At 72.1% G+C, this 3,467-nt stretch carries 4 protein-coding genes and 1 riboswitch; of the genes, 3 read left to right on the forward strand and 1 reads right to left on the reverse strand.

What is annotated here, in order from left to right; all coding sequences use genetic code 11:
- Nucleotides 1-381 (reverse strand): glycoside hydrolase family 20 zincin-like fold domain-containing protein (locus GH736_RS19440; RefSeq protein WP_328596920.1); only part of this gene is annotated, 381 nt, incomplete at its 3' end.
- A 140-nt stretch (nt 382-521) separates the two neighbouring features.
- A riboswitch (ZMP/ZTP riboswitch) is annotated at nt 522-603 on the forward strand.
- Between the two features lie 67 nt (nt 604-670).
- Between GH736_RS19440 and glyA the strand changes: the two genes are divergently transcribed.
- The 3 genes from glyA to GH736_RS19455 form a co-directional block, all read left to right on the forward strand.
- On the forward strand, nt 671-1,945 hold the full coding sequence (glyA, locus tag GH736_RS19445) for a serine hydroxymethyltransferase (protein ID WP_203230864.1): 1,275 nt from the start codon (nt 671-673) through the stop codon (nt 1,943-1,945).
- Between the two features lie 8 nt (nt 1,946-1,953).
- The gene (locus GH736_RS19450; protein WP_159606283.1) at nt 1,954-2,838 is read left to right on the forward strand and encodes a bifunctional methylenetetrahydrofolate dehydrogenase/methenyltetrahydrofolate cyclohydrolase; all 885 of its coding nucleotides are present in this window, start codon (nt 1,954-1,956) and stop codon (nt 2,836-2,838) included.
- A gap of 184 nt (nt 2,839-3,022) precedes the next feature.
- A partial coding sequence (locus tag GH736_RS19455) for a cytidylyltransferase domain-containing protein (RefSeq protein ID WP_159606285.1) occupies nt 3,023-3,467 on the forward strand: 445 nt, incomplete at its 3' end.

A 3,467-nucleotide genomic window follows, 5' to 3' on the forward strand; every position in this document is an offset into this window, starting at 1 on the left:
GCTCGACTCGAGCGTGTACCCCTCCTCGGCCGCGTCGGCCCCCGCCGGCGCCTCGCCGTCGGCGACCACGAACGCGAGGTCGGATGCCGCGGGCTCGCCGCCCACGACGGGCAGCGCGTAGCCCGTGGCGGCGCGCACCTGTCCGGCGAACGTCTCGGCGACGGCGGCGGCCCCGTCGCCGGCGGCGACGATCCGTGTGCCGTCGGTGAGCCGGAACGGCGGCCCGTCGGGCGTCTCGAACGTGGTGGGGGCGGGGACGATGCCGGTCACGGCGTCTCCGTTCTCGTCGGCGGTGCAGGCGGTGAGCGTGGTCGAGAGGAGCGCGAGACCGGTCAGGGCGGCCGCCACGGCCACGCCAGCGCGGAAGGTGCGTCGGTGCATGCGTCCCCTGGTCGGTCCGGTCCGCCGAATAAGGCAGGACTCCTTACAAACACGGTCGCGTCCATCCTGCCACGCGGCGACGCCGTGTGACAGTCCTGGGCGACCCCGAAACGGCCGCTCGCGGCATCCGTTGCTATGCTTGCCAGCGTCGCGACTGGCGTTGAGATGGGTACCCATCGGGGAGCGACTGGCACGGACCGACCGCTCGCCTGGGCCGGTGCGCCTGCTGCCGCGCGAGTCGCGCTCGCAGCAGCACCCCTTCAGGTCCGCATGTCATAAGGAGCCAGTCTTGGCCGAATCCGTCTTCAATGCCCCCCTGTCCGAGGTCGACCCCGAGATCGCCGAAGTTCTCGAGCTCGAACTCGGTCGCCAGCGCGACTACCTCGAGATGATCGCGAGCGAGAACTTCGTGCCCGTCTCGGTGCTGCAGTCCCAGGGCTCGGTGCTCACGAACAAGTACGCCGAGGGCTACCCCGGCCGTCGCTACTACGGCGGCTGCGAGTACGTCGACATCGCCGAGTCGCTCGCCATCGAGCGCGCGAAGAGCCTGTTCGGCGCCGAGTACGCGAACGTCCAGCCGCACTCGGGCGCCACGGCCAACGCCGCGGTGCTCAGCGCCATCGCCACGCCCGGCGACACCATCCTCGGCCTCGAGCTCGCGCACGGCGGCCACCTCACCCACGGCATGAAGCTCAACTTCTCGGGCAAGCTCTACAACGCCGTGTCGTATGGAGTGAACCCCGAGACGTTCCTCGTCGACATGGACGTGGTGCGCGACAAGGCCCTCGAGCACAAGCCGCAGGTCATCATCGCCGGCTGGTCGGCGTACCCCCGCCACCTCGACTTCGCGGCGTTCCGCGCGATCGCCGACGAGGTCGGCGCGAAGCTCTGGGTCGACATGGCGCACTTCGCGGGTCTCGTGGCCGCGGGCCTGCACCCGAGCCCCGTGCCGCACGCCGACGTCGTGTCGTCGACGGTGCACAAGACGATCGGCGGCCCCCGCTCGGGCTTCATCGTCTCGCGCGACACCGAGCTCGCGAAGAAGCTCAACTCCAACGTGTTCCCGGGCCAGCAGGGCGGCCCGCTCATGCACGTGATCGCAGCGAAGGCCACGGCGTTCAAGATCGCGGCATCCGAGGAGTTCAAGGACCGCCAGGCCCGCACGATCCGCGGCGCGCAGATCCTCGCCGACCGCCTCACGGCCGACGACTCGCGTGCTGCCGGCGTCGACGTGCTCACGGGCGGCACCGACGTGCACCTCGTGCTCGCCGACCTCCGCAACTCGAAGATCGACGGCCAGCAGGCCGAGGACCTGCTGCACGACGCGCTCATCACGGTGAACCGCAACGCGGTGCCGTTCGACCCGCGTCCGCCGATGGTCACCTCGGGCCTGCGCATCGGCACGCCGGCACTCGCCACCCGCGGCTTCGGCGACGCCGAGTTCACCGAGGTCGCCGACATCATCGCGCTCGCGCTGCAGGGCGAGGCGGATGTCGCGGCGCTGCGCTCGCGGGTCGAGGCCCTCACGGCGGCGTTCCCCCTGTACCCGGGTCTTCAGCAGTAGGGAGCGGCATGACGGCCATCACCCTCGACGGCGTCGCCACGGCGTCCGCCGTCAAGTCCGAGCTCGCGTCGCGCATCGCGCTGCTGCGGGCGCACGGGGTCGTGCCCGGCCTCGGCACGCTTCTCGTGGGCGACGACCCCGGTTCGCGTGCCTACGTGGCGGGAAAGCACCGCGACTGCGCCGAGGTCGGGATCGAGTCGATCCGCATCGACCTTCCGGCCTCGGCGACGACGCACGACGTGCGGGCGGCGATCCACGACCTCAACTCGACGCGCGCGGTCACCGGCTACATCGTGCAGCTGCCGCTGCCCGCGGGCCACGACGAGAACGCGATGCTCGAGCTGATCGATCCCGACAAGGACGCCGACGGCCTGCACCCGACGAACCTCGGACGGCTCGTGCTGGGCATCGAGGGCGAGCTGCACTCGCCGCTCCCGTGCACGCCGGCGGGCATCGTCGAGATGCTCCGCCGCTACGACGTGCCGATCCGTGGGCGGCATGTCACGGTCATCGGGCGCGGCCTCACCGTGGGCCGCCCGCTCGGGCTGCTCTTCACCCGCAAGGGCCTCGACGCGACGGTCACGCTGACCCATTCGCGCACCGAGGACCTCGCGGCCGAGGTGCGCCGGGCCGACATCGTGGTGGCGGCCGTGGGCGTGCCGCACCTGGTGAAGCCCGAGTGGATCAAGCCGGGCGCCGCGGTGCTCGACGTGGGCATCACGCGCGTGCAGGACGAGGAGACCGGCAAGGGACGGCTCACGGGCGATGTCGACCCTGCGGTCGCCGAGGTCGCCGGGCACCTCTCGCCGAACCCCGGTGGCGTCGGTCCGATGACCCGCGCCATGCTCCTCGCGAACGTGGTGAAGGCCGCCGAGCAGCGCCTGCGCCGGTAACGCGGGCGACGAGCCAGAGCGAGAACGAACGCGAGCGGATGCCGCGGGCCGGGTGCCCGCGGCATCCGCTCGTTCGACCTCGAACGCGATCCGAGCGGACTCGGCACCGCCCGTCGACCTGACCGTCGCCCGGCGTTCACCGCTCGTGCACCGCGCGGACGCCGCGGCTGCATAGGTTCGCGCCATGACCCACGCCGAGCTCCTCGTCACGCCCGGCCGGGTGGCGCGAGCGGAGGGGGCCGACCGCGCCATCCGACCCGACGTGGTCGAGGGTGCGGCGGATGCCCCGACCGCCCTCGCGACGGCCGTCATCCCCGCCCGTGGCGGATCGCAGGGCCTCCCGGGCAAGAACCTCGCCCGGGTGGGCGGGATCCCGCTCGTGGCCAGGGCGGTGATGGCCGCGCTCGCCGCGGAGCGGATCGGACGCGTCGTCGTCTCGACCGACGACGACGAGATCGCCGAGGCGGCGCGCGGCGCCGGCGCCGAGATCGTCACGCGTCCACGGTCGTCACGCCCACCACGGCTTGCCTGGTCTGCATGGGGGACGTCGATCCGGACAAGGCGCGTCTCGAGGCGCTCAGCGACGAGGAACGACAAAGCCTTATCCGTCAGGGTTACGCCCCAGAGCT

This window comes from Agromyces humi, from assembly GCF_009720255.1.
Lineage (GTDB): Bacteria > Actinomycetota > Actinomycetes > Actinomycetales > Microbacteriaceae > Agromyces > Agromyces humi.